At 76.8% G+C, this 24,793-nt stretch carries 18 protein-coding genes; 9 read left to right on the top strand and 9 right to left on the bottom strand.

Annotated features, from left to right (window positions below; all coding sequences use genetic code 11):
* Positions 1 to 54: 54 nt before the first annotated feature.
* Positions 55 to 816 (top strand): ATP-binding protein, encoded by a 762-nt coding sequence (locus ABD901_RS36805; RefSeq protein ID WP_345134313.1) that lies wholly within the window; start codon positions 55 to 57, stop codon positions 814 to 816.
* A 73-nt stretch (positions 817 to 889) separates the two neighbouring features.
* Positions 890 to 3,550 (top strand): winged helix-turn-helix domain-containing protein, encoded by a 2,661-nt coding sequence (locus ABD901_RS36800; protein ID WP_345134311.1) that lies wholly within the window; start codon positions 890 to 892, stop codon positions 3,548 to 3,550.
* Positions 3,551 to 3,560: 10 nt separating this feature from the next.
* Here ABD901_RS36800 and ABD901_RS36795 read toward each other — a convergent pair whose 3' ends face one another.
* From ABD901_RS36795 to ABD901_RS36770, 6 genes are read right to left on the bottom strand one after another with little or no spacing between them, the layout of a single operon-like run.
* On the bottom strand, positions 3,561 to 4,217 hold the full coding sequence (locus tag ABD901_RS36795; protein ID WP_345134308.1) for a cellulose binding domain-containing protein: 657 nt from the start codon (positions 4,215 to 4,217) through the stop codon (positions 3,561 to 3,563).
* Positions 4,214 to 4,594 (bottom strand): DUF742 domain-containing protein, encoded by a 381-nt coding sequence (locus ABD901_RS36790; protein ID WP_345134305.1) that lies wholly within the window; start codon positions 4,592 to 4,594, stop codon positions 4,214 to 4,216. Before ABD901_RS36790 ends, ABD901_RS36795 begins: the two co-directional genes overlap by 4 nt.
* Complete coding sequence (locus ABD901_RS36785; protein WP_345134303.1) at positions 4,591 to 5,013, bottom strand: roadblock/LC7 domain-containing protein; 423 nt, start codon at positions 5,011 to 5,013, stop codon at positions 4,591 to 4,593. The genes ABD901_RS36790 and ABD901_RS36785 overlap by 4 nt, the downstream gene beginning before the upstream one ends.
* Before the next feature lie 14 nt (positions 5,014 to 5,027).
* On the bottom strand, positions 5,028 to 6,977 hold the full coding sequence (locus ABD901_RS36780; RefSeq protein WP_345134301.1) for a sensor histidine kinase: 1,950 nt from the start codon (positions 6,975 to 6,977) through the stop codon (positions 5,028 to 5,030).
* Complete coding sequence (locus ABD901_RS36775) at positions 6,974 to 9,523, bottom strand: helix-turn-helix transcriptional regulator (RefSeq protein ID WP_345134299.1); 2,550 nt, start codon at positions 9,521 to 9,523, stop codon at positions 6,974 to 6,976. The genes ABD901_RS36780 and ABD901_RS36775 overlap by 4 nt, the downstream gene beginning before the upstream one ends.
* A complete protein-coding gene (locus ABD901_RS36770) occupies positions 9,520 to 10,593 on the bottom strand; it encodes a DUF7159 family protein (RefSeq protein ID WP_345134297.1) in 1,074 nt (357 codons plus the stop codon). Before ABD901_RS36770 ends, ABD901_RS36775 begins: the two co-directional genes overlap by 4 nt.
* Before the next feature lie 266 nt (positions 10,594 to 10,859).
* On the opposite strand from ABD901_RS36770, the gene ABD901_RS36765 reads away from it, so the two are divergent.
* From ABD901_RS36765 to ABD901_RS36740, 6 genes are all read left to right on the top strand, one after another.
* Positions 10,860 to 11,720: an IniB N-terminal domain-containing protein gene (locus ABD901_RS36765; protein ID WP_345134295.1), complete on the top strand. Its 861-nt coding sequence runs from the start codon at positions 10,860 to 10,862 to the stop codon at positions 11,718 to 11,720.
* A gap of 20 nt (positions 11,721 to 11,740) precedes the next feature.
* Positions 11,741 to 13,633 carry a dynamin family protein gene (locus ABD901_RS36760; protein ID WP_345134293.1) on the top strand — a complete coding sequence of 631 codons (1,893 nt, stop codon included), beginning with the start codon at positions 11,741 to 11,743 and terminating at the stop codon, positions 13,631 to 13,633.
* Positions 13,630 to 15,114 carry a hypothetical protein gene (locus ABD901_RS36755; protein ID WP_345134290.1) on the top strand — a complete coding sequence of 495 codons (1,485 nt, stop codon included), beginning with the start codon at positions 13,630 to 13,632 and terminating at the stop codon, positions 15,112 to 15,114. The genes ABD901_RS36760 and ABD901_RS36755 overlap by 4 nt, the downstream gene beginning before the upstream one ends.
* Positions 15,115 to 15,145: 31 nt before the next feature.
* A complete protein-coding gene (locus ABD901_RS36750; RefSeq protein ID WP_345134288.1) occupies positions 15,146 to 16,534 on the top strand; it encodes an alpha/beta hydrolase in 1,389 nt (462 codons plus the stop codon).
* Positions 16,535 to 16,599: 65 nt separating this feature from the next.
* Positions 16,600 to 18,924, top strand: a complete 2,325-nt coding sequence (locus ABD901_RS36745) for a hypothetical protein (RefSeq protein ID WP_345134285.1) — start codon at positions 16,600 to 16,602, stop codon at positions 18,922 to 18,924.
* Positions 18,921 to 19,823, top strand: coding sequence for an alpha/beta fold hydrolase (locus ABD901_RS36740; protein WP_345134283.1), 903 nt, complete (start codon positions 18,921 to 18,923; stop codon positions 19,821 to 19,823). Before ABD901_RS36745 ends, ABD901_RS36740 begins: the two co-directional genes overlap by 4 nt.
* A gap of 120 nt (positions 19,824 to 19,943) precedes the next feature.
* Here ABD901_RS36740 and ABD901_RS36735 read toward each other — a convergent pair whose 3' ends face one another.
* The 3 genes from ABD901_RS36735 to ABD901_RS36725 all read right to left on the bottom strand — a co-directional run bounded on the left by ABD901_RS36735 (position 19,944) and on the right by ABD901_RS36725 (position 23,704).
* Entirely contained in the window at positions 19,944 to 20,357 is a 414-nt protein-coding gene (locus ABD901_RS36735; RefSeq protein ID WP_345134514.1) for a helix-turn-helix transcriptional regulator, read from the bottom strand.
* A 1,043-nt stretch (positions 20,358 to 21,400) separates the two neighbouring features.
* Positions 21,401 to 22,681 (bottom strand): AAA family ATPase, encoded by a 1,281-nt coding sequence (locus tag ABD901_RS36730; RefSeq protein WP_345134512.1) that lies wholly within the window; start codon positions 22,679 to 22,681, stop codon positions 21,401 to 21,403.
* Between the two features lie 87 nt (positions 22,682 to 22,768).
* Complete coding sequence (locus tag ABD901_RS36725; RefSeq protein ID WP_345134281.1) at positions 22,769 to 23,704, bottom strand: helix-turn-helix domain-containing protein; 936 nt, start codon at positions 23,702 to 23,704, stop codon at positions 22,769 to 22,771.
* A gap of 125 nt (positions 23,705 to 23,829) precedes the next feature.
* On the opposite strand from ABD901_RS36725, the gene ABD901_RS36720 reads away from it, so the two are divergent.
* Complete coding sequence (locus tag ABD901_RS36720; RefSeq protein ID WP_345134279.1) at positions 23,830 to 24,789, top strand: helix-turn-helix transcriptional regulator; 960 nt, start codon at positions 23,830 to 23,832, stop codon at positions 24,787 to 24,789.
* Positions 24,790 to 24,793 lie beyond the last annotated feature (4 nt).

Genomic DNA, 24,793 nt, shown 5'->3' with positions numbered 1-24,793 from the left:
CTCCCAGGTGGGGTCGGGGGGATCTCCCGAGGTGGGGTCGGGAATGAGGCCGCCGTGCTCGAGCCGTCTGTTGTGCTGCGCGGCGACGTCGAACGAGGAATCGTCGAGGTCGTCGTCGCCGGCCCGTGGACCGGCCGCGTCCGGATCGACCTCGCGGCCGCGGTGCGCAAGGCCCTCGCCGAGCAACCGCGGGCGCTGCTGCTGAACCTGGCGGCGATCGAGGACGCGGACCCGGCGGTGCTGGGCGCCGTCCTGCTGGCCGAACGGCGCGGCGCCGCCGCCGAGCCGCCCGTGCCGGTCCTCGTGGTGGCCGCCGAAGCCGACCGCAGCCAGCTGCAGTCGACCGGCGTGGCGCTGCGCGTGCCCGTCTACGGGGCCGCGGCCGCGGCGCACGCCGACCTCGACCGCCGTTCGCCCCCGCTGGGCCGCGTCGCCCTGCGCCTGCAGCCGACCGTGCTCGGGCCGTCGGCGGCGCGGACGTTCGTCGGGGACACCGTCCTGGCCTGGGACCTCGCGCCGCTGCTCCGGGCGGCGCGGCTGATCGTGTCGGAGCTGGCGACCAACGCGGTCGAGCACGCCCGGACGCCGTTCACGGTCACCGCGTCGCGCCGCGGGACCATGCTGCACCTGGCCGTCGAGGACGCCGAGCCCACCCTCCCGGCCGTCATCGAGGTGACCGCCCGCCGCGAGGCGCCGCTGGAGATCCGCGGCAACGGGCTGCGGATCGTCGCCGGCACGGCCACCGCGTGGGGCGCCACGCGGACCGACGCCGGCAAGGTCGTCTGGGCGACGCTGCGCACCGGATCGTTGCCGTAGGGCATCGAAAGCGGCTATTACTACCGGTGGTGACGTCGCGTCTGCACGGCGCCCGGGAGGGAGGTGACGGCGCATGGGCTCGATCGATCGCGCCGGATCGGACGACGCGACCTCGGTGCTGCGCGCCAAGCTCACCGTGCCGGAGGTGGTGCCGCGCGCCCTGCCCCGCCGCGAGCTGCACGACGAGCTGTGGAGCCTCACCGACCTGCCGGTCGCGATGATCACCGGACCGGCCGGCACCGGCAAGACCCAGCTCGTGGCCGCCTGGGCCGGCGAGGCGGGCAGCGGCGACCCGGTCGCCTGGCTGACCCTCGACCGCGACGACGGCCGGCAGCCGGACCGGCTGTGGCGGCACCTGCTCGCCGCCCTGCGCGGCGCCGGCGTCGTCCTGCCGGCCCGGCTGACGAGCGGCGCGCCCGCGGATCACCGCACCGCGATGGACGTCGCCGCGGCGCTGGCCCGCTGGGACCGGCCGCTGCTGCTGGTCCTGGACAACGCCACCTGGCTGGGCCCGGAGCTCTACGCCGAGGTCGACTACGTGGTGCGCCACGCCGAGTGCCTGCGGCTGCTGCTCGTCGGCCGGCGCCGGCCCCGTTTCCCGGTGCACCGCTACCGCCTCACCGACGAGCTCGGCGAGCTGCCGCCGCAGGACCTGCTGCTCGACGCCGAACAGACCCGCGAGCTGCTCGCCCTGCACGACGTCGGCGTCACCGACGGCGAGCTCGCCGACGTGATGCGCCAGACCCGCGGCTGGATCGCCGGTGCCCGGCTGTGCGCGCTGGCGATGGAGGCCACGCCCGGCGCCGGGGTGCCCAACCTGACCGAGCACCCGCACGTCGCCGAGTACTTCACCGGCGAGATCGCCGACGCGCTCACCGAGCCGCAGCGGGCCCTGATGGCCGGCGTCGCGCTGCTGGACGCGTTCACGCCGCAGCTGGCCGCGGCCGCGGGCGGGCGCGACCCCGACCCCGACGTGCTCGACGAGCTCGCCGAGGCCGGCGCGTTCCTGGAGCGCACCGGCGGGGACGGGCCGGGCGGGGCGGGCGGGTCGGTGTACCGGATGCATCCGCTCTTCGCCGCGATGCTGCGCGACCGCCTCGCGCCGCCGCCGCCGCAGGCGCGGGCCGTGCGGCTGCGGGCCGCGCGCTTCCTCGCCGCGGCCGGCGACGTGCCCGGCGCCGTCGCGCAGGCGGCTGAGGCCGGAGCCTGGGACCAGGCCGCCCGGATCGTGGTCGACGACCTCGCGGCGGGCGAGCTGATCCTCGACGGCCCCGAGGGGCGCCTCGCCGGCCTGCTGTCCGCCGCGCCGGACGAGCCGGCCACGCCGGAAGGCGTCGTCGTCGCCGCGGCCCTTGCCCTGGCCCGCGGCGACCACGCCACCGCCGAGCGGTTCATGGCCCGCGCCGGTGCGGGGCCGGCCGGCCTCGGCGCGTTCGCCGGCGTGGACAACCCGGTCGCCCTGGCGCTGTCGGCGTGCCTGGTGCAGCAGTCCCTCGCGTACTTCACCGCCGACCTCGACCGCCTCGCCGCCACCGCCGACGCGGCCGCCCGGCTGCTCGAGCGGGCCGACCGGCAGCGGCGGGCGGCCCGCCCGGAGCTGCGGGTGTTCGTCCTGTCCGGCCGGGCGACCGCGGCGCTGTGCGCCGGCCGGCTGGCCGAGGCGGCGGAGCTGTTCGCCGAGGCCGCCCTGGCCGCGGCCGGGCACCGCTGCAACGCCCTGCTCGTGTACTGCGCCGAGCACCTCGCCTTCGCCGAGGCGCACCGGGGCAGGCTGCGGGTCGCCTACGACGCCGCCCGGCGCGCCCTGGCACTGGCCGAGACCACCCCCGCCGTCCCCGGCAAGCTCGACCACCCGGTCCGCCCGCACGTCGCCGACGCCACCCTCGCCTGGGTCGCCGCCGAGTGGTACGACATCCACACCGCCTGGCAGTACCTGCGCTCGGCCGAGGAGGGCCTCGAGGCGTTCGCCGGCCAGCCGCAGCGCGACACCTTCGCCGACACCCTCGCCCTCGTCCGCGCCCGGCTGCTGCGCGCCGGCGGCGAGCTGCCCGCCGCCCTGTCGGCGGTGCGGCGCGCGCCGACCGGCCGGCACCCGCGCCCGTGGATCCGCAGCCAGCTGGCCCTCACCGAGCTGCGCCTGCTCATCGCGATGGGCCGCCACCAGGAGGTGCGCGACGCCCTCGACCACCTCGACCCGGACCTGCCCGAGGTCGAGCTGCTCGGCGGCGTGGCACAGCTCGCCGGCGGCGACCCGGACCGCGCGATCGAGTGCGCCGACCGGGTGCTGGCCCGCTTCGACCTGCCCGTCGGCGTCGTCGTCGATGCGTGGCTGCTGCTCGCCGCCGGCGTGGCCCGCCAGGGCGACGACGAGCGCGCGGCGGAGGCGCTGCGCACCGCCGTGGAGTTCATGGCCGAGGAGGGCGGCGTCCGGGCGGTCTACGAGTCCGACGTCATCCTGCGCCGGCTGCTGCGCGAGCAGGACATGCCGCACCTCGCGGTCGAGCATCGAGCGGATCCCAATCGAGGGGATCCGGAAGGTGTACCCGCACTGAGCGCCCGCCAGGCCGACGTGCTGCGCCGGCTGGCCGCGCGCATCCCCGTCGGGGAGATCGCCGCCGAGCTGAACGTCTCCGTCACCACGGTGCGCACCCACATCCGCGGCATCCTGCGCGCGCTGGAGGTCGACGAGCCGGCCGACGCGATCCGCCGGGCGGGCGAGCTCGGCCTGCTCTGAGCGGGCCGCCTCAGCCGACGCCCTGGCAGGGGTTGGCGTCGATGCGGCACGCGGTCGGGGTCGCATCCAGCAGGGCGGCTCCGCTGACGCGGAACGACACGGTGACCGACGCGGCCGGGCCCACCTTGGCCGTGTCGGCGGTCGGGATGAACGTCCACACGGCGCCGTCGCGGGTCACCGTGGCGCCGGAGACGTCGGTGACGCTCAGCGAGTTGCGCGGCAGGGTCAGCGTGACGGTCCAGCCACTCGCCGCCGCAGCGCCCGGGTTGGCGACCGTGATCGTGGCCGAGTAGCCGGCGAGGCCGCCGTCGGCGCCGCGGGCGAAGCGGGCGGTGAGGGGTACCGGCGCGGCGGTTTTCACGGGCGCGGACGACGCGCTGCGCGACGGCGCGGCCGACGACGGCGGCGCGGCCGCCGACCCCATCTGCTGCGAGATCGCGCCCGGGTGCCCGGCCGACGTCGGGCCGGCGGCGGCGACCTGCGGCGCGCCCGCGGCCGGCTCGGGCACCGCCGGCGGCCACAGGAACCCCGCGACGAGCGCGCCCGTGCCCGCAACGGTGACCGCCACCGTGGCGAGGGCGCCGCCGCCCAGCCCGGCCCGGCGCAGCGCGCCGACGCCCGCGGTGCAGGCGTCGAGCAGGGCCACCGGCGTGCTGCGCCGCGTCACAGGGCACGCAGCCCGGTGAGCACCTTGCCCAGCAGCTGCTCCGACGGCGCGTCGGCGTAGCGCCCGGGCCCGACGGCGAGCAGCCCGGCGCCCTGCAGGTCGGACACGAGCACCCGGGCCGTGCTCAGCGGCAGCGCGAGGTGCGCGGCGACCTCGGCCAGGGAGACGGGCCGCGCGCACAGCCGCAGGATCTCCGACTGCTCGGGCGTGAGGTCCTCCAGCCCGGTCGCCGACGGCCCGGCCGTGACGAGCGCGGCCACGTCGAGCCGGCCGGCGTCGCGCGCGACCCGCCCGCGCGTCACCGCGAAGAGCCGCACGACGGGCCCGGCGTCGTCGTCGTACCAGACCTCGTCGGCCAGGTCGTGCGCCCCGGTCACCGCTCGTCACCGCTGCCCGCCCGCCGCGGGCCCGGGCCCAGGGCGCGCGCGGCGCGCTCGGCCGTCTCGGTGACCGGCCCGTTGACCTCGGCGGGGTCGGGCGCGCCGGTGAAGGCCACGGCGAGCAGCGCGTCCCGGCCGGCCGGCTCGATGGCCAGCAGCACGTGCTCCATCTCCACGATCAACCGCAGGGTGGTGCCCCCGCACAGCTGCTCGCCGGCCGCCACCGCGAGGGCGTGCAACCCGGACGCGGTGGCCGCCACGACCTCGCCCGTCTCGGCGCTCACCGCACCGGAGGCGACGAGCGACAGCCCGTCCGCACTCGTCAGCACGGCCAGCTCGGCGGCGGGCACCCGCTCGACGAGGTCGTCGAGCATCCGGTGCAGTTCGTTCGCCGGGGCCAGCGCCGGCTGGGTCATGGGGTCGTCCTCTCCTACGGTTGCGGTGAATCGTCCACAGTGGACCGTTGCGCCGGTATCTCCGCCGTCTCGCGCTCGTCCGTGCCCGGCGCGCCGCGCCCGCGGGCGGCGAGGCGATCGCGGAACCGGGCGGTGCGGTCCACCGGCGCCCGCGGCCCGCCGCGCCGCGCGAAGCCGGCGGCCGACGCCGGCACCGTTCCCGGCACCCGCACCGGCAGGCCCCCGGCGTGCTCCCCGGACGGCTCGAGGTCCGGCGCAACGTCGTCGGCCAGCTCCTCGCTCGCCACGATGAGCGCGACGGGGATCCGCACGCGCGCCACGATGCCGCCGCGGGGCGCCGGCTCGAGCTCGACCTCGATGTCGTGCGCGCGGGCGAGGCGGCCGGCCAGGCGCAGCCCGACGCGCGGGGTCTCGCCGGGCGCGGGCGGGCGGTACGGCCGGGCGAGCGCGTCCCGGGCCGCCGCGAGGTCCCGCGCCGTCATGCCCGGGCCGCGGTCCTGGACCGTGACCGTGTACGCGGTCAGCCCCATCTCCCCGCCCACCCACACGGTCGCGTCGCCGGTGGTGGCGCGGGTGGCGTTGTCGACGAGCTCGGTCAGCAGGTGGGTGACGGCCCCGACGGCCGGCCCGGCGAGGGCGCCCGCGTCGACGGCCGCGACCATCACGACGACGTGCCGCTCGACCGACGCCGCGGCCGCGCGGGCCACGTCCACGAGCGGCACCGGCCGCCGCCACCGTCTTCCCGGCTCGAGCCCGGCGAGCAGGATCGCCCGCTCGGCGTGCCGGCGCAGCTGCGTGGCGAGGTGGTCGGCCCGGAACAGGGCGGCCAGCTCGCCGGGGTCGCGGTCGCGCCGCTGCAGGTCGTCGAGCACGGCCAGCTGGCGGTGCAGCAGCGCCTGGCTGCGTTGCGCGAGCCGGACCAGCACCGCGTCGTCCGCCGGTTCCCCGCCGCCGGCGATGGCGGGCCGGCGGCCGAACATGCGGTGCAGCAGGAGGACCGCGACCAGCCCGAGCCCGGCGAACAGGCCGGCCAGGGCGATGGTCCAGGCGCCGGGCCCGGCATCGGCATCGGCCTGTGCGCGTGCCGCCGCGGTGGTCGCCGCCTGTCCCTCTGACAGCGCGGGGTCGACGGCCCCTCGCCACGCCGCGGCGTCGACCGCCGCGTCGCCGCGCAGCAGCCCGTCCTCCGCCGCGACGAGCGCCACATCGAGGAGATCGGGCGCCCCACCCGCACGGCCGGGCGCGGCGCCGGCGGGCGCGTCCGGTGCTGCGATGGTGCGCAGCTGCCGACGGGCGCCGACGAGCTGCGCGAACGCCGCGCGGTCCGCCTCGCCGAGCCCGGCCTGATCGCGCGCCGTACCGGGCCTTCCAGACTTGTCCGAAATTTCAGCAAACGCGCCGGACACCAGGGCGTCCTCCCGCGCGAGCATCTCGTCGGCCCGCGCCAGCTCGGCCGGCCCGCGCGGCAACGTCCCGTCGCCCGCGTCGAGCCCGGCCCCGCCCAGGCGGAAACCGGCCTCGCCCAGCCGGAGGCCGGCGTCGATCGCGTCGTCGTAAACCGCCATGGCCCGCGCGCGCTCGAGAGACCCGCCGTCGACCGCGCCGCGGGTCGCGGGCAGCGCCGCGACCCGGTCCAGCAGGCGGTCGGCGTCGGCCAGAGCGCTCGGCCCGCTCCAGGTGACCCGGAGCCGCCCGGCCGAGCGGCGCAGCGAGGCCGCCAGCTCGTCGGTGCGGGCCCGCTGCGCGAGCAGGCCGGCGCGGTCGCCGGGGCCGGCGAGGGCGATCGCGGTGAGCCGCCGCTCCTCCTGCAGCGCGATGACGACCGGCTGGGCCGGCTCGACGAGGTCCACGGTGGTCGCCCGATCCTGGAAGGCGGTCAGCGCGGCCCGGCCGCCGTGGTAGGCGCCGAAGGCCCAGAGGGCGAGCAGGAGCAGCGCCGGGGCGTACCGTCGCAGGATGATCACGGCGTGGACTCCTCGCCGGTCAGGACGCGCAGGTTGGCCAGGAGCTCGGCGCGGGTGGCGCAGCCCAGGCGCTGGCGCATCCGGGCCATGTGGTGCTCGACGGTCTTCGCGGCGATGAACAGGCGGTCGCCGATCTCGCGGTACGTCAGGCCGTCCAGCACCAGCCGCGCCACCTCCAGCTCGCGGTCGCTGAGCACCGCCTCGGTGGCGCCGGGCGGGCGAGGGGCGGGCTCGGCGGGCCGGGCCGGGGCGCGCCCCTGCAGGGTGCGGGCGCACTCCAGCAGCGCGGTCATCGCGCGGCGGTCGGTGGTGCGGATCGCGGCCTGGCCGGCCAGGCGCGCGGCGTCCCAGCGGAATCCGGCGTCGTGCAGGCCGCGCGCGGCCGACTCGACCGCCGTGGGGTCGACGCGGCCGTTGAGGACCTCGAGCCAGCTCGCCGCCGCGGTGGCCGCCGCCGAGGCGTAGGCGCTGTGGCCGCCGTGCGCGGCGAGCGCGGTGACGTGGCGGGCCGCGACCGCGGGCTGCTCGGCGATGACGGCGGCGTGCAGGGCGCTCCAGTGCAGCGGTACCGCCCACAGTGGAGGCTCGGCGAGCGCCGCGAGGAGCAGGTCGGCCTCGCGCAGGTGCGTGGCGAGCCAGCGCTGCTGCCCCAGCCGGGCCGCGGCGATGGCGAACTCGCCGAGCGGGAGCATGGTGAACAGGTCGACGGGGTGGCGTACCAGTGCCTCGCAGGCGGCCGGCCAGGCGCGGTGCAGCCCGACGAGGTCGCTGCGGCGGCGGGCCAGGCCGATGCCGAGCGCGGCGGCGAAGACCAGGTCGCGCGCCTCCGGGCGGCCCTTGCCGGCCGTGGCGGCGGTGAGCCGGGCCTCGGCCGCGGCGAGGTCGCCGCGCACCAGGTCCAGCCACGCCCGCAGCAGCGCGTGACGGCGCGACAGCAGCGCGCCGCCGACCCGCGCGGCGGCCGCCCGGTCCAGGACCGACTCGCCGATGTCCAGCTCGCCGCAGTGCAGGGCGACGAGGCCGGCCAGGGCCGCGGGGCTGTCCGGCAGCGCCACGCCGGGGCCCGCCGACTCCAGCAGCGCCGCCGCCTGCACGAGCGTCGACAGGGCGCCGGTCGCCGCCCCGTTCACGGACGCCTGCACGCCGCGGGCCATGAGCCCGGCGGCGCCGGTGAGCAGCGTCGGCGGCCCGTCGCCGGGCGTCTGGCGCAGCGCGGCGTCGGCCTCGGCGGCCCGGCCGACGCCCAGCAGGCCGATCGCGGCGAACGCGGGGGAGGGGCCGTGGCGGGACCAGCGGTACAGCTCGGCGGAGCGGGCCAGCTGCCCGCGGTGCGCGATCACCGTCGCGGCCAGCAGCGCCCCTTCGGCCCGCTCGGGTGAGTCCGGCGTGGCCACGACCTGGTCGGCGAGGCGCAGCGCGGTGTCGAGGTCGCCGGCGAGCGCCGCCGCCCGGGCCTGGCGCACCTGGGTCGGGCGCCCGGCGGCGGCCGCGGCGGCGAACAGCTCGGCGGCCAGGGCCGGCTCGCCGTCGAACGCCTCCTCGGCCGCGGTCTCCAGCGCAGCGGCCATCCCGGCGCCCCCGGAGCGGTCGAGGCCGCCCGGCCCGGCCGCGAGCAGCGACCGGACGAGGGGCAGCACGGGCCCGCGCCGGTCCAGCTGCAGCTCGGTCAGGCGCCGCCACACGGCGACGCGTTCGGCGGCGGGCGTCAGGGCGGCGAGGGCCTGCCGGGCGATCGGCACCAGCTGCCCGTCGCGGCCTACGAGGCCGGTCGCGCGGGCCGCGGCGAGGACCTCGCCGACGCGGTCGGCCCCGCCGCCGAGCAGCGCTTCGAGGAGGTCGATGCGCAGGCCGAGCCCGGCGTCGGCGGCCAGCAGCGCGCGGCGCACGTCGGGGTCGAGCTCGTCGAGCTCGGCGGTGAAGGCGGCCAGCGCCGCCGCCGGCACCTCGGCCGGGCCGCCGGCGCCGGCACCGAAGCCTCGCCGCGCGGCGGGCGCGAGGGCGGCGGCCAGCCGGGCCACGTACGCCGGCACGCCCGCCGTCTGCGCCAGCACGAACGCGGCGACCTCGGGCGGCGCGGGCGCGTCCCACACCGACGCGAGGCAGGCGCGCACCTGTTCGGGCCCGAACGGCGTCAGCGTGACCGGCGGCGCGACCCGCGGCAGCGCCTCGGCGAGCTCGAGCAGCGCGCCCGGGCGCGGCCACGGCCGGTAGGCGAGCACGAGCCGCGGCCGGCCCGCACGCACCCGGTCGCGCAGCGCGTGCAGCCGGTCCGGGTCGAGCAGGTGGGCGTCGTCGACGAGCAGCACCGCGTCGTCGTCCGGCTCGCCGTCGCCCTGCCACGGCGTGCGCACCGGCACGCCGGCGGCTACGAGGGCCTCGCCCAGCTCGCGCAGCAGGGCCGTCTTGCCGTGCCCGCCCGGCGCCCGCACCTGCGCGCAGACCACGCGGCGCGGGTCGGCGGCGGCGGCCTCGACGACCGACTCGAGCAGCCGGCGGGCGGCCGGGCCGAGCACGAGCCGCCGCGCCGCCGTCGTCACCCCGGTCACGACCCGACCCGGTGCATCGAGGCGCGGCGGGCGACCAGGGCGGCGCCGCGGGCGGCGGTCGACTGGGGTTCGTCGTCGCGCAGGATCGGCAGCGCCAGCCGCTCCGTGATCATCTCGGCGACCAGCGGGGTGGCGGCCGCGCCGCCCACGAGCAGGACCGCGGCCGGTTCCTGCTCGCCCTCCTCGACCAGGCGAACCAGGCTCTCCACGGTGCCGCGCAGTATCGGGCGGGCCATCGCCGAAAGCTCCGCGCGGGTGACCGGCAGGGCGCGGCCGGCGTCCGGGGCCCACCACGGCAGCGGTACCTCGGCCTCGTCCTGCTCCGACAGCCGCTCCCGGGCCCCGGTGCAGTCGCGGCGCAGCAGCACGGCGACCGGCCCTGAGTCGGCGTCCGGCGGCGGTTCGCTCACGGCGCGGCCGATCGCGGCCCGCACGTGGGCGACGAGGGCGTCGTCGAGGTCGGCGCCGCCGACCGCGTGCTCCTCGTGCGCGAGCACCTCCACGGGACCCCGGGCCGGGCGGCGCACCAGGAACGTCGTGCAGGCGCTCCCGCCCAGGTCGCAGCCGGCCAGCAGCGCGGCCGAGGCGGCGCAGGCCTCGGCGGCCGCGGCGGGCCCGGGCAGCAGCACCACGTCGTCGAGGCCGATCTCGCGCAGCGCCTCGAACAGCGCGCCGAGCCGGTGCGGCCCCCAGCCGGCCGGGTGGGTCAGCGCCACCTGCTCGCACGCCTCGCCCTCCTGCTCGCGCAGCCGGTCGACGACGAGCCGGACCAGGGCGGCGAGGAGGTCCTGCGGCCGGTACGAGCGGCCGTCGACGACCATCGGCACGTCGTCGCCGATGCGCCGCACGAAGCCGCGCAGGATGCGGCCGGTGCCGGCGGCCTCGTCGGCGCGCACCCCGTCGCCGGTGTGCAGGGCGCCGGTCGGCGACAGCTCGATCAGCGAGGCGGCCGACGGCGAGCGGGCGCCCAGCCGGACGGTCAGTGGCCCGGTCCATGCGGAGCCGTCGCGCCGGCAGACCGCGGCGGAGGTGAAGCTTTCGCCGATGTCTACTCCCAGGGCGTACGGCATGATTGCGTTCCTCGATGCGCTGTGCAATTCACCGGACCGTTCGTACCAGAACCGGTATCGACAATCTCCCCTAGATATGGGTCCCGGCGCAAATTCCCCTAATGCCCCTAACCGCAGCTGGGGGGCCATCCCCCAAGGAGTCGTCCGGTTACTGGGAGCTATCCCCGATTCGCACGGGCAGCACCCGGACCTACCGTCGGCGGCGGCGCTGGACGAAGGCATCCAGGCCCGCTTATGTTGATGGCAAGCTGCGAGGAGAACCGTTCATGAGCTCCCCGACCCTGCACGACTTCGTGCTCAACCTGCTCACCGACCCGGCCGCGCGTACGGCGTTCGAGATCGACCCGCAGGGCGTCCTGGTCGACGCCGGGCTGGGCGACATCACCGAGGCCGACGTGCAGGAGGTCATCCCGCTGGTGATGGACTACGCCCCGGTCGCCGACCTGCCGGGCCTCGCGGGGCTGCCGGTCGTCGACGACGCCGCGGGCGGGATCGACGGCGACGTGACCGGCGCGGTGCGCCAGCTGCAGGACCTCACCCAGTTCGCCGTCGTCGGCCACGGCAGCGGCTCGGACTACACGGTCACCGCGGCCACGGCGGCCGGCGTGTCGGCCACCGTCGGCGGCGGGCTGCCGCTCGCACCGGCCGGCCTGCCGATGCTGGGCGTCGGGGGCGGCCTGGGCAACGGGCTCGACCTGTCGCTGCTGGCCGACCCCGGTGACACCCTCGACTCGGTGGACCCGGCGGCCGGCGCACTCGACCCGGTGCTGCACGCGGCCGACCCGGTGCTGCACACCGCGGACCCGGTCGTGGGCACCGCCGACCCCGTCCTGCACGCCGCCGACCCGGTGCTGGGCGTCGCGGACCCGGTGCTCGGCGCCGCCGACCCGGTCCTGCACACGGCCGACCCGGTGCTCGGCACCGCGACCGGCCTGGCACCGGTCTCCGGCACCGTCGACTCGCTGGGCCTGGGCGGACTGACCGGGATCGGCACGGACCCGCACGCCGTTACGCAGACCGCGACCGACACCGTGCAGCACACGGTCTCCGGGGTCACCGGTTCGACGCCCGCCGGGCACGACGCCGGCGCCGACCACGGCGGCCTGCTCGACCACCTGCTGCACTGACCTGGAGAAGCCGCACCTTGATGGACATCTGGGAGGCCGGGCTCGCCACGCAACCGCGCCCGGCTTCTCCCCGCACACCGCAGCCGCGCTGGCTGGACCTGCTGGAGCGGACCACCGGGATCTGCGCCGCCCACGAGCGGCCCGACCTGGTCCGCTGGCTGGGCCGCCGGCGCGCCCGGCTGCTCGACCCGCAGCTGCGCGTGATGGTCGTCGGCGAGGCGGGGCGGGGCAAGAGCCAGCTCATCAACGCGCTGCTCGGCGCCGCCGTCTGCCCGGTCGGCGACGACGCCCGGCGGCGCGTGACGACCGTCGTGCAGCACGCGTCGGCCCCGTCCGCGCATCTGGTACACGGCCGGGCCCCCGCCGCCGAACAGGACGACCCCGCCGAGGACCGCCGCGCCGTGCCGGTCGAGGGCCTCGCCGAGCGCCTCGACGGCGGCGAGCCCGGCGACGTGCTCTACGCCGAGATCGGCCTGCCCCGCGCGCTGCTGTCCGACGGGCTCGCGCTCATCGAGGCGACCGGCGTGGACTGGTCCGACCCGGCGCCCGCGGTGGCCGGGATCGGCTCGATGACCCGCGCCGACACGGTGCTGTTCGTGACCGAGGCGGCCCGCGAGCTCACCGCCACCGAGCTGGGGCTGCTGGTGCGGCTCGGGCGGACGTACCCGGGCATGGCCGTCGCGCTCACCAAGACCGACCTCGCGCCCGACTGGCGCCGCGTGCTGGACCGCAACCGCCGCCTGCTCGAGGAGGCGGGCGTGCCGGTCCTGCTCGTCGGGCTCTCCGCGACCCTGCGGCTGCACGCGGCCCGCACCGGCGACCGGGCCCTCAACGCGGAGTCCGGGTTCGCGCACCTGGTGGCCCACCTGCGCCGGACCGCGGCCGGCAAGAGCGAGCGCCTCGCGCCGGCGGCCGCCGGCCTCGTCAGCCGCTCGGCGCTGGAGGACCTCGCCGCGGCCCTGCGCGAGGAGCAGTCCGCGCGCACCGGCAACGGCTCCGCCGACGCGATGTCGCGGCTGCACGAGGCCCAGCGCGGCCTCGAGGAGCTGCGCCGGTGCACCGCCCGCTGGCAGTACGCCCTCGCCGACGAGGTCGCCGACCTGGTCTCCGACGTCGAGTACGACCTGCGCGAGCGGACCCGCACGGTGCTGCGCCGCGCCGAGGAGAGCCTGGGCGAGGCCGACCCGGCCCGGACCTGGCGCTCATTCACCGAGTGGCTGGACGGCTCGCTGCGCGACGCCGCCGAGGCGAGCTTCGCCCAGCTCGCCGACCGCCTCGACGGCCTGGCCGAGCGCATCGCCGAGGAGCTGCCGCCCGGCACGGCCGCCTACCTTCCCCGGTGGACGTCGGCGCGGCTGCGCGACGCCCCCGAGCGCATCGAGGGGCTCGACCGGCCGGCGCTGGAGAAGCTGTCGCTGAGCCAGAAGGTGTTCACCGGCCTGCGCGGCTCCTACGGCGGCGTGCTCATGTTCGGCCTCGCCACGGGCCTGGCCGGCCTGCCGCTGATCAACCCGGTCTCGCTCGGCGCGGGCGCGCTGTTCGCCGGCAAGAGCATCCGCGACGAGGGCCGCACGGCCCGCTCGCGCCGCCAGGCCACCGCGAAGCTCGCCGTGCAGCGCCACGTCGACGACGTCTTCGCCCGGCTCAACAAGGACGCCAAGGACGCGATCCGGCAGGCGCAGCGGGCGCTGCGCGGGCACTTCACCGAGCTGAGCGAGCAGCTGCAGCAGGAGATCGTCGAGTCGGCCCGCCACGCACGGCAGGCCGTCGACGACGACGCCGCGGTGCGCGAGCACCGGGCCCGCCACATCCAGCGCGAACTGGCGCAGCTCGCCGGCCTCTACCGCCAGGCGACCGCGCTGAGCGCCGTGCGGCCCGCCCTGGTCCCCGCGCAGCCGGCGCCGTCGGCATGAGGCCCGGCGCGGACCTGCTCGAGTCGGTTCGGGCGCTCATGGGCGAGGCGCTCTACGCGTACCGCGACAGCCCCCGCGCCGCGAACTGGCTGCGCGAGCACCTCGAGCGCGTCGACGGCCCGCTGCGCCTGGCGGTCACCGGCCCCGAGGGCGCCGGCAAGTCGACGCTCGTCAACGTCCTTGTCGGCGAGGACGTCGCGCCCGTGCGCGCCGGTCTTTCCGGCCTCGGCGGGCGCCCGCTCGTCTGGTACCAGGACGGGCCCGCACCCCGCGTCACGGTCTACCCGACGCAGGGCCCCGCGCACGAGCTCACCGCCGCACGCTCCGGCGACGGCCTGCGCCTGGACCCGGGCGGCCCGCCGCCGCCGGACGCCGCCGAGGTCGTCGTCGAGCTCCCGGTCCGCGCGCTGCGCCACGCCCAGCTCGCCGACACCCCGCCCGTCCGCCTGGGCCGCTCGGCCCCGGACGACGTCGCGCTGGCCCGCCGGGTGCTGCGCGACGCCGACGCGGTGCTGTACCTCACCCGCCACGTCGACGACGCCGCCCAGCGCTTCCTGCGCCTGTCCCGCCAGGGCGCGGTGGCCGCGGCCGCACCGGTCGCCGTGCTCACCGTGCTGTCCCGCGCCGACGAGGTGACCGGCGGCGGCATCGGCGCGCTCGTCGAGGCCAAGCAGATCGCCCGCCGGCACCGCCGCGACCCCGCGACCGGCCCGCTGTCGCACCACGTCGTCGCCGTCTCGCCCCGGCTGGCCCGCGCCGCCGCAACGCTCACCGCGCCGGAGCACGCGGCGCTGGCGGCCATCGCCGCGCTGCCGAGGGCGGACCTCGAGCCGCACCTGCTCTCCGCCGACCGCTTCATCGCGCCCGAGTTCCCGGCCCCGGTCGACCCGGCCGCCCGCCGCGCGCTGCTGGACCGCCTGGGCGTGCCCGGCGTCCGGCTGTGCGTGACCCTGGTGCGCACCGGCGAGGCCACCCGCGAGCGGCTCAGCGCGTCGCTGTCCCGCCGCGGCGGCCTGACCGACCTGCGCGAGTCGGTCCGCGAGCTGTTCCTGGACCGCCGCGGCGCGCTCAAGGCCCGCTCGGCGCTCGTCGCGCTGGAGTTCATGCTGCGCGCCGAGCCGCTGCCGGGCGCCGAGTACCTCCTCGCCGAGCTGGAGCGGATCGTCGCCGGCGCGCACGAGTTCCGGGAGCTGCGCCTGCTCGCCGCCCTGCGCGCCGGCCGGGTCAGCCTGCCCGCGCCGCTGTCGGCCGAGGCCCGCCGCCTCGCCGGCGCCGACGGCACCACACCCGCCGCCCGCCTGGCGGTGCCCGACGACCAGCCGGCGGAGGACCTGTGGCCGGCCGCGCAGGAGGCGCTGCGCCGGTGGCGCCCGGCCGCCGAGGACGTCGCCCTGACCGAGGCGCAGCGCCGCGCCGCCGCCGTGGTGGTCCGCAGCTGCGAGGGCCTGCTCGACGCGGCGTCGCGCCCGAACGGATGGTGACGCGGCGAGCGGGCCGGGGTTGGATGGTGGCGTGACCGACACCTGGTCTGCGTTCCTGGCCGGCACGTTCACCGAGCGGCTGCGGATGGTCGGGGACGACCGCCACGCGGCCGAGCTGCGCGAGCGGCTCGGGCCCGACGCCTTCGCCCAGTACCAGGGGTTCGCGGCGGGCCTGGACGAGGGCCATCTCGGCGACGTGGCCACCAACCTGGTGTTCGTGCCCGGCGTGATGGGCAGCCTGCTGTCCAGCGACGGCTACGGCGGCGTGTGGTGGCTCGACATCCGCTCCCGCAACCACATCAACGACCTGCGCCTGGCGCCCGGCGGCCGCGGCGACGCCGACCCGCGCGCCCGCATCAAGCCCTTCGCGGTGGACCTGAGCTACGAGGGCTTCTTCGCCGGCGTCCACGCCACGACGACGCTGCGGCACGAGGCGTTCGCCTACGACTGGCGCAAGTCCCTCGCCGAGAGCACCGGGCGCTTCGCCGAGCGGGTCACGCGGATCAGCGACGACCTCGGCGGCCGCCCGGTGCACGTGGTCGCGCACAGCATGGGCGGCCTGATGGTCCGCACCGCGCTCGCCGCACACCCGCAGCTCTGGTCGCGCATCGACCGGATCGTCTTCGTCGGCACGCCGCACTACGGCGCGCCCGTGATCGCCGGGTACCTCAAGAACCACCTGTGGGGCTGGGACGCCCTCGCGCTGCTCGGCCGCTACCTGGACCGCGACACGTTCCGCTCGCTGTGGGGCGTGCTCGGCCTGCTGCCCGCACCCGCCGGCGTGTACCCGGGCACGCGCGACGCCGCGGACCACCCGTGCGCGAACTTCGACCTCTACGACGCGAGCGCCTGGCACCTCGGGCTCGACCTCGAGGCGGAACACCGGCTGCAGGGGGCGCTGGACGCCGCGCGGGCGCAGCACGAGGAGCTGTACCGGGCCCACCTGGACCTGGACCAGGAGCGCCGCGACCGGATGGCGGTCATCGCCGGTGTGGGCTACCGGACGTTGTTCCGCACGGCGTACAAGCCCGCCTTCGGGTTCGGCTGGGAGCACATGGACCGGGTGACGAGCCGCCGGCCCGGCGACCCGCATCGCGACGGCGACGGCCGGGTGCCGCTCGCGTCGGCGCGCCTGGAGTACGTCGCCGAGACCCGCTACGTCCGCGGCGAGCACGGGCGCCTGCCGAGCATCCCCGCCGTGTACGACGACGCCTTCCGGTTCCTGGCCGGCAAGCCGATGCAACTGCCGCGGACACCGCAGGAGGCTCTCGCCGGTCACCTGGGCGGCGACGGTACCGCGGATGCGGCCGACGGTGACGACCCCGGCTACCTGGACCTCTCCGCGCCCGACCTCGACGCGCTGGACGAGGCCCTGGAAAACGGCCGGTTCCCGAGCTTCCGGCAGGTCCGGCTGCTGTAGTCACCGCAACGCCGTCATCCGTTGGTGCCATAGGCCGCGAACGATGACTGACGTAGGTTACCGATATGCGTCAGGGCAGGCCGGGCGGGCCGGTGCAAACGCTGTCGATGATCGCGCTGCTGCTGGCCGTGCTGATGTTCACGAGCGGCTGCTTCGTCACGCCGTCGTTCATCGTGTTCTCGCCGCTCATCGCCATCGGCGCCGCGCTGTTCTACCTTGCGGTGGGCGTCATCCGGCTGTCCAAGTTCGCGTACAACATGACGTGGTCCGACCTGGGCCGGATGCTGCGGCGGGCGGCGGTCGCCGTGGGCGGCGTGCCCGCGCTCGCCGTGCGGATGTCGCGGCGCGTGGCGGAGGCCGGGTTCTCGGGCGTGTTGCGCGCGGTGGGGCTCTTCCTGCTCGCCGTCGTCGGGATCGCCGTCGGGGTGCCGCTGATCTACGCGATCGCGGTGGTCCTGCTGGTGCTGGTCGAGATCCCGATCTGGATCGCGTTGCTCATCGCGCTCATCGTCTCGAAGGGCAGCCCCGCCGTCACCCGCGTGATCTCGGCGATGGTGCCTTCCCTCGCGCGACGGATCCTGCGCACCGACGACGAGCACAAACGGCACGACGCCATCGACGTGCAGTTCATCAACTTCTGGATTCCCGAGCTGCAGGGCCGGCCGGACGAGCCGCTCGTGGTCGACCAGCAGTACCTCGGCATGCTCCAGGTCGGCGCCCTGCGCCCCGACAACGTCGCGACCGGCGACACCGCCATCCCGCGCGACGACATCCCCGCCGGAGGGCTCGCGACCGAGTGGATTCTCTGGTCGACCACGATGCGGCTCACGCGCGGCGACGACCCGTCCGTCGAGTTCGACGTCGCCGAGGCGGGCGCGGACACCCAGTGGATGGCCCGCTTCTGCCTGCACATCCCGCACAAGGGCGAGTCCGAGGACCGCAACCTGGTGCTCACGCCCCTGGTCGAGGGCGAGGCCCGCATCGACGGCCTGGTCCGCGTCGCCGGCGACGCCTACCGGGAGTTCACGGTGCGGCTGCGCGTCGCCGGATCGTCCACTGAGGACGACGTGGAGGACGAGGACGCCGAGGAGGAAGCGACCGTGGTCGCCACCGAGCTGCTCGTCGTGCCCGCGCGCGACCTCGCGCCGAAGCCGGGCCACGAGTGGCAGCGGTCCTCCAACAAGCTGCAGATCCTGTTCCTGGGCTCGATGGCCCAGCTGCAGAGCGAGGAGCTCGGCCCCGACGAGGCGGAGAGCTGGCGCCCCGACATCGCCGGCATCGAGTCGATCATCGCCCGCGCCCGCGACGCCGCGGATGCCTTCCGCAGCCGGTACCACCAGGAGCTGGACGACATCACCGTCGAGGCGCTCGCGCAGCGGCTCGAGGGGTTCCGTCCCACGGAGCACTGGGACCGGGCCGGATCGACTCCCGCGGACGGCGCCGAGCAGCGGTGGGAGGGGATGGCCCGCAGCCAGGAGCTCGCCCGCCTCGCCTACGAGGGGTACGCGCTCTACCGGGCGATCTTCCCCGACGACAGCCGGCTCGCGGAGGTGATCGGGCTGCTCGAGCCCGGCGACCGGCTCGACCTTACGTGGCAGAAGAACGGCGGCTCGTGGGTGTCGCACGTGCCCTGGACCCTGCTGTACGGCGCGGAGCCGCCGCGGCCGGGCGAGCCGGTCGACGCCACCGAGTTCTTCGGCCTGCGGTACCGGATCGCCTATCGGGCGTACAGCATGGGCGTGCGCTCCCGCGGCATCGTCAACGGGGCGACGAAGGCGCACCTGATGTACTGGGGCGGCCGCGAAGGCGACGAGACCTGGGCGGCGTCGCGCGAGCACGCGGCGGCGCTCGCCCGCTGGCACCCGCTCGTGCTGCCGACCGAGACCCCGGGCAAGGCCGAGCTGCAGCGGTTCCTGTACGACCCCACGCCCAACCCGGTCGGCCTGCTGTACTTCTACTGCCAGTGCAACACCGGCGACGGCTCCGACCCGGTGCTGCGCTTCGGCAGCACCAACGACCCGGACGACACGCTCGGCCTGATGGACCTCGGCACCCGCCAGCTGCCCGACCAGCCCCTGGTCTTCGCCAACGCCTGCGACACCGTGTCCGGCGAGCCGTACACCCCGAACCGCCTCGAACGCCTCTTCTTCGACCGCAAGTGCCGCGCCTTCATCGGCACGGAATGCAAGGTGCCGATCCGCTTCGCGGCACGCTTCGCCGACGTCTTCTTCACGTTCCTGTACGACCCCGCGTACGCCCCCATCCCCGCCGGCGAGGCGCTGGTCCAGGCCCGCCGCTACTTCTGGACGGAGTACCGCAACATCGGCGGCCTCTTCTACAGCTACGTGAACGACTACCACGTGTCCTACGAGGCTGCGCGCCGCCGATGAGCGCCCTGCGCACCAAGCAGATCGCCGGCATCCGCTACTTCGACTCCTTCCCCGGCGCCGCCGTCGGCGAGACCCCGATCGTGCTCATCCACAGCCCCGGCAGCTCGCTCGACTTCTGGACCGCCGTCGCCCCGGCGCTGCGCCGCCAGCGCCGCACGGTCGCGCTGGACCTGCCCGGCTTCGGCGGCACCCCGCGCCCGCCGGGCCGCCTGGACCTCGCGTCGCTGAGCGCTGGCGTCGGCACGTTGCTCGACGCCATCGGCGTCCGCAACGCCGTCGTCGCCGGCTTCTCGCTCGGCGGCGCCGTGGCCCTGCGGACGGCCGCCGACCGCCCGGACCTGGTCCGCGGCGTCGCCCTGGTGTCCGGCTGCCTGTTCTCGGCGCGGCGCATGGCGGAGCGCCCCTTCGGCGCCCTGACGAACCCTCGGCAGGCGTTCGCGCTGGGCCTGCAGTTCCTGGAGAGCCTCATCCCGATCGCCGAGGCCACGAAGCACGCCCTGCTGCGCAGCAAGGCGGTCCGCGTCCTGCTCTTCTCGCCCTTCGTGGCCCGCCCGGCCGCCCTGAACCCGGACCGGGTCCGCGACGCCGTCTCACACGTCAACGCCGTGTACACCGCCCGCCTGGTCCGGTTGATGCTGAGCTCGCGCCGGACACGGTTCGAGGACCTCATGCGAGAGGTACAGCAGCCGGCCGCCCTGATCTGGGGCGCCGACGACCCGATGATGACCGCCACCGACGCGCAGCGCGCCGAGGAGCTGCTGAACGTCGTGCTGCGCACGGAGCTCCCGGACTGCGGCCACTGGCCGATGCTGGAGCAGCCGGACCGCGTCGTCGGCTTCCTGATCCGCTACGCCCGGCACCTGGAACAGTCAGGGAGTCGAGAGCGCCTCGGTGGGTGAGAGCCGGGCGGCCCGGACCGCGGGGTAGGGACCGGCCGTCGGCGGCTCCCGGCATCTTGCTGGTGGAGGCACAACCGATCGGTGAGACGGCGCTGAGCGGCGTCTGCGAGGCGGTCATCGTCACCTGACCGCGCCGGGCAGGGCGTCGAGTGCGGCGCGCAGCTGGGCGCGGCCGCTGATGCCGAGCTTCGGGTAGATGCGGTACAGGTGCGAGCTCACCGTCCGGTGCGACAGGAACAGCCGCTGGCCGATCTCGCGGTTGCTCAGCCCCGCCGCGGCCAGCATCGCCGTCTGCAGCTCCTGCGCGGTCAGCCGCTCGCCCGAGCGCACGGGAAGGCCGGCGCTCTCCTCGCCCGCCGCGCGCAGCTCGTCGCGGGCCAGGCGGCCCCAGGCGTGCGCGCCGAGGGCGTCGAAGGCGTCGCGGGCGGTGCGCAGGGGGACGCGCGACTCGAGGATGCGCCGGCGGCGGCGCAGCCACGCGCCGTACGCCAGGTGCAGCCGCGCGCGGTGCACCGGCCAGCCGGCGAGGTCCATGGCGAATGCGTCCTCGAACGCCGGGCCGGCGTCCTCGTCGGCGGCGAGGACCGCGGCGGCGTAGGCGAGGCAGCGGTGCAGCATCGGCGACGGGAACCGTTGCGCGCGCTCGCGGGCCCGGGCGAGGACCTCGGCGGCCTCGGGCCGGCGGCCGGCGCGGGCGGCGGCGTCGGCGAGGTCCGGCAGCGCCCAGCCGGACAGGTCGAGGTGGTGCGCCGGGTCGGCCGGGTCGAAGACGCGCAGCAGGATGTCGAGGGCCTCGTCGTGGCGGCCGGCCGCGTTCGCCGCGACGCCGCGGGCGTGCTGTGCGGCCTCGGCGGCGAAGCGCACGCCGGCGACGAGCGGGCTGGCGAGTACCGCATCCGCCAGCCGCATCGCCGCGTCACTGTTGCCGCTCATGGCCTCGTGCAGCGCCCGCCCGGCGCGCGCGGCAACGGCCCAGAAGTGCTCCCCGGTCTCCTCGGCGAGGGCCTCGGCCTCCTCGGCGCCGGCCCGCACCGCCGGCCACGAGCCGAGCCACAGCCGGATGAAGCCGGCGGCGGACAGGGTGCGCGCCAGCGGCGCGGCCCGGCCCTGCGCTCGGTAGCCGGCGGCGACGGTGGCCAGGTACGACGACGCGGTGACGAAGTCGCCGAGGACCAGCGCCGCCTCGCCGAGGTGCCGCATGCCGTCGACGTCGCTGCGGTCGGGCACCAGCGCGGGCAGCTGGCGCAGGATGCCTGGGCCGAGCGCGTCCGGCTGCGCGTATGCCGCGACCGCCAGGGCCCGCGGGTCGTCGCCGGCGAGGCCGAGCTTGCCCAGCACCCGGGTCACCTGCGCGCCGACCTCGGGCGGCAGGCCGGCCCACCAGCAGCGCGACGCGGCCCGCGAGCACAGCGCCGCGGCAAGGTCGGTGGCGCCGGCGGCGTGCGCGTCGAGGGCGAGGTCGCACAGCGCCTCGATCCGGCCCGTGTCGCGCACGTCGCCGGGGTCGACGACGTCGCGGACGAGGGCGAGCCGGGCGCGGTCGGCGGCGTCGCCGTGCGCCGGGTCGGTCTTCGCGATCAGCCGGGCGGCGACCCGCCGGTCGTGCAGCTGCGCGGCCAGGTCGGCGGCGCGCAGCAGCAGCGACGAGCGGCGGGCCGGGTCGCCGGTGAGGTCCGCGGCCCGGTCGAGGCCGGTGACGGCCGCACCGAGCGCGCCGCGCTCGACCGCCCGGGCGGCCGCCGCCTCCAGCTCCCCGCTGACGGCCTCGTCGGGCCGAGCGCGGCGGCGCTGCGGTGCCACGCCCAGCGGTCCTGCTCGCCGGCCATGGCCTCGGCGAGCAAGGCGTGGATGGTGAGCCGGGCCATGTCGCCGACCGAGCGGTACACCGCCGAGCGCACCAGCGGGTGGCGGAACCGCAGCCGCTGCGCGTGGACCTGCATCAGCCCGGCGTCGATGGCCGGCTGGATCGCGGCCGCGGTCACCTCGTCGCCGGTCAGCGCGCCGGCGACCGACAGCAGCGTCGGCAGCGGGCATGCGGCGTCGGCGGAGTACACGGCCATCACCGCCCGCGTCGCGGCCGGCAGCTGCGCGAACCGGTCGCCGAACGCGGTCTCGAGGCGCTCGTTGAGTGGCAGCAGCTCCGGCAGGTCCGCGTCGGCGCCGGCGGCGATGAGCCGGGGCAGCTCGACGAGCGCGAGCGGGTTGCCGCCCGCCTCGGCGAGGATCCGCTCCCGCAGACCGGGCGCCAGGCCGGGCGCGTGGTCGCGCAGCACGCGGCGCGCCGCGTCGTCGTCGAGCTCGTCGAGGTACAGCCGGCTCAGACCGGTCCGCGCGAGGACCCCGGTGTGCTGGGCGCGGACCGCCAGCAGCGCCGCGATCGGCTCGACCCGCAGCCGCCGGGCCACGAAGACGAGCACGTCGAGGGTCTCCGGGTCCAGCCAGTGCGCGTCCTCGGCGAGGATCAGCAGCGGCGCGCGGGCGGCGCGCTCGCCGAGCAGCTCCAGCACCGCGAGCCCGACGCAGAAAAGGTCCGGCCGCGCGTCCTGGTCGCCGAGGCCGAACGCGCCGCGCAGCGTGCGCCGCAGCGGCGGCGTCAGCGCATCGAGGTCGCCCAGCAGCGGGGCGAGGAGCTGGTGCAGCCCGGCGAACGGCAGCGCCGCCTCGGCCTGCGCGCCGTTGGTCTGCAGGACCGCCATGCCGGCCTCGGCGGCGGCGTGCCGGGCCGCGGCGAGCAGCATCGTCTTGCCGATCCCCGCGTGGCCGCGCACCACCAGCGCGCCGCCGCGGGACGCGCGCGCATCGCTCAGCAGGTCGGCCACCGCGGCGAGCTCGCGATCGCGGCCGTGCATCACCGGCATCAGCACCACACGAGGACGGTCGCACCGCCGGGGCGGCCGCAGTGTGTTGCAGGCGCACGGTTCTGCCGCCTGCGTGCACGGCCGCGCTCAGGCACGCAGCTGCCGGGGCGTGACGCCGTAGGCGGCGCGGAACTTGCTGGTGAAGAAGCTCGGGTTGGTGAAGCCCCAGGCCCGCGCGACGGCGGCGATGGACGTGTAGCGCCGCCGCGAGGAGACGAGGTCGGCGCGGGCGCCCTGCAGCCGCTGCTCGATGATCGACTGTTCCAGGCTCTGCCCCATCGCCTCGTACAGCTTGTAGAGCGCCCGCACGGAGACGGCGTTGGCCGCGGCGATCCGCGCCGGCGTGAGGTCCGGGTCGCGCAGGTTGTCGCGCACGTACGCCTGGACCCGCGCCTGCAGCGAGGAGTGCATGGCATCGCGCAGCCGGGCACCGTCGCCCGCGGCGGACACGACGAGCGCCCGCATCAGCTCTGCCGACGCCGCGCCGACCTCCTGCGCCGCGCCGCTCGCCGCGATCGTCTCCGCCTGCGCCGTCACCCGCGCCACATGGTCGCGGACGAGGTCGTAGAGCGGGCTGCCGCGCAGCTCCCGCGCCGCGGCGTGGATCATGTCCCGCGGCAGCCCGAGGTGGTCGACGTCGACGTGCACGGCGTAGGAGGCGCCGGTGCCCTTCCAGCCGTACACGTACGGCACCGACAGGTCCACCAGGATGAGGTCGCGCGGCCCGAACAGCCGCTCCTCCCGCGCCCACGCCATGTGGTTGTCGGTGCGCATCGGCAGCGCCAGCACGACCGACGTCTCCGTCGAGCCCCGCGCGATCCGCGGCGTGCGGTTCAGCGTCGTGCCGGTCGCGTCGATGTTGAACACCTTCGCCGCACCGAGGTCCGTCACGCTCATCGTCGCCCGGATCGCGCCCGGGTCCTCGAACTCGGCCACGCTCGAGGAGCAGTTGAAGCTGACGGTGGCCTGGAAGGCCTCGGCCCGCTCGCCCGCGGGCAGGTCATGCGTATCGAGCACCAGCATGTCGGCAATGTAAGGGCCGCGGCCGCGCCGCTGTGGGTCTGTGCGTGCACGTCCGGGTCCCGCTGTGCACGCTTTGCGATCTATCCTGGGTTCGGGCCCGGCAGCCGGACGGAGGCGCGACAACCATGGCCGTGCTCCTCGACACCACCGCACTGCCCTGGCACCAGCGCGCCGACGCCGTCTGCGCCACCCTGGCCACGGCCCTGACCCCGGCCAGCGTCGCGGCGACGGCCGGCACCCGCTCCCGCATCAGCCGCTGGGACCTGGGCCCGGGCGCCGACCTGCTGCACCACGTCTCGGGCGGGCACCGCCTGACCCGCACGGGCAAGCATCTGCGCTCCGACAACCCCGAGCGCATCTCCCTGGGCCTGCCGCGCACCGGTTCCGTGCGCCTCAAGCACCGCGACCTGCCCTACGGCGACCGGATCGGCGAACTGCAGCTCGTCGACCTGACCTCGCCCTACGACTTCCTGGTCGCCGGCCCGTCGGACCTGCAGGCCGTCGTCGTCGACTACGCGCAGCTCGGCCTCAGCGTCGACGCGGTCCGCTCGGCCATTCCGCGCCTGCCGGGCAGCCCGCTGTACCGGATGACGCTGCGCCACCTCCGCGGACTGCCCGAGGTCATCGACGCGCTGCCGCCGGGCCCCGCACTGTCCATGCTCGGCTCGTCGACGACGGACCTGATCCGCGCCCTGATCGCCTCCAGCGTCGCCCGGCAGGGCGAGTGGACGGTCGAGGCGGTCAACGGCACCCTCTTCCTGCGCCTGACCGCCTTCATCCGCGAGCACCAGCGCGACCCGGACCTCAGCGCCGCCCGGCTGGCGTCGGCGCACGCGGTCTCGGTGCGCGCGGTGTACGCCGCCTTCGCCCAGCAGGGCGAGCAGCTCGCGGAGTGGGTCATGCGCGGCCGCCTGGAGGGCGCGCGCAAGGACCTCGCCCGCATGCCGGCCAGCGCCGGCTCGGTCGCCAAGGCCGCACACGCCTGGGGCTTCAAGGACGCCCGGCACTTCGCCCGCCGCTTCCGCGCCGCCTACGAGCTCAGCCCCAGCGAGTGGCAGCGCCTGACCGCCACCCGCCAGGGCTGACGGT

The sequence above is a fragment of the Dactylosporangium darangshiense genome (assembly GCF_039537565.1).
Taxonomy (GTDB): Bacteria; Actinomycetota; Actinomycetes; order Mycobacteriales; family Micromonosporaceae; genus Dactylosporangium; species Dactylosporangium darangshiense.
Note: the sequence above shows the minus strand (reverse complement) of the source record. Positions and strands in the feature narration are given on the sequence as shown.

Bases quoted from the DNA above. Each gene is read 5' to 3' on its own strand.
- ABD901_RS36720 (WP_345134279.1), top strand. From the start codon at position 23,830: ATGGCCGTGCTCCTCGACACCACCGCACTGCCCTGGCACCAGCGCGCC.
- ABD901_RS36740 (WP_345134283.1), top strand. From the start codon at position 18,921: ATGAGCGCCCTGCGCACCAAGCAGATCGCCGGCATCCGCTACTTCGAC.
- ABD901_RS36765 (WP_345134295.1), top strand. From the start codon at position 10,860: ATGAGCTCCCCGACCCTGCACGACTTCGTGCTCAACCTGCTCACCGAC.
- ABD901_RS36770 (WP_345134297.1), bottom strand. From the start codon at position 10,593: ATGCCGTACGCCCTGGGAGTAGACATCGGCGAAAGCTTCACCTCCGCC.
- ABD901_RS36785 (WP_345134303.1), bottom strand. From the start codon at position 5,013: ATGACCCAGCCGGCGCTGGCCCCGGCGAACGAACTGCACCGGATGCTC.
- ABD901_RS36800 (WP_345134311.1), top strand. From the start codon at position 890: ATGGGCTCGATCGATCGCGCCGGATCGGACGACGCGACCTCGGTGCTG.
- ABD901_RS36735 (WP_345134514.1), bottom strand. From the start codon at position 20,357: ATGGACCTCGCCGGCTGGCCGGTGCACCGCGCGCGGCTGCACCTGGCG.
- ABD901_RS36730 (WP_345134512.1), bottom strand. From the start codon at position 22,681: ATGCCGGTGATGCACGGCCGCGATCGCGAGCTCGCCGCGGTGGCCGAC.
- ABD901_RS36760 (WP_345134293.1), top strand. From the start codon at position 11,741: ATGGACATCTGGGAGGCCGGGCTCGCCACGCAACCGCGCCCGGCTTCT.
- ABD901_RS36725 (WP_345134281.1), bottom strand. From the start codon at position 23,704: ATGCTGGTGCTCGATACGCATGACCTGCCCGCGGGCGAGCGGGCCGAG.
- ABD901_RS36755 (WP_345134290.1), top strand. From the start codon at position 13,630: ATGAGGCCCGGCGCGGACCTGCTCGAGTCGGTTCGGGCGCTCATGGGC.
- ABD901_RS36745 (WP_345134285.1), top strand. From the start codon at position 16,600: ATGCGTCAGGGCAGGCCGGGCGGGCCGGTGCAAACGCTGTCGATGATC.